Origin of the sequence: Rhizobium deserti (genome assembly GCF_004358025.1) — a bacterium.
Classification (GTDB): domain Bacteria; phylum Pseudomonadota; class Alphaproteobacteria; order Rhizobiales; family Rhizobiaceae; genus Neorhizobium; species Neorhizobium deserti.
In genome coordinates this window covers 1-346 of sequence record NZ_SMTL01000029.1, presented here as the reverse complement: position 1 = coordinate 346, position 346 = coordinate 1, and the positions used below count along the sequence as shown (strand labels likewise).

Genomic DNA, 346 nt, shown 5'->3' with positions numbered 1-346 from the left:
TTAACGGATGCCTTGGGCATCAATCCTCCCAGCCTCTATTCTGCTTACGGAAGCAAGGCTGAGTTGTTCGCGCGCACGCTCAGACACTACACCGAAACTCAGGGTGTTCCGCTTGGAGAAATCCTTCAGCCCGGTCGGCCGGTGGCAGAGGTACTTTCCGCTGTTCTGGAGGACGCCGCGAACAAGTACACCGCACATCCCGGCAGCGGTGGCTGCCTGGCTATCGAAGGCACCCGATGCAACGACGTGGACGCCCGGAATGCCGCCCGCAACCTGACGTCCGCAGCACGTGATGTCATCTACCGATTTGTTGCCGAAACGCATCCGGACCTGGCGGACGTTCTCG

The 346-nt window shown here is 60.4% G+C and carries 1 protein-coding gene; it reads left to right on the top strand.

Annotated elements, in window-relative coordinates; all coding sequences use genetic code 11:
- The coding region (locus E2F50_RS23100) for a TetR/AcrR family transcriptional regulator (protein ID WP_161974342.1) at positions 1 to 346 on the top strand (346 nt) is incomplete at both ends.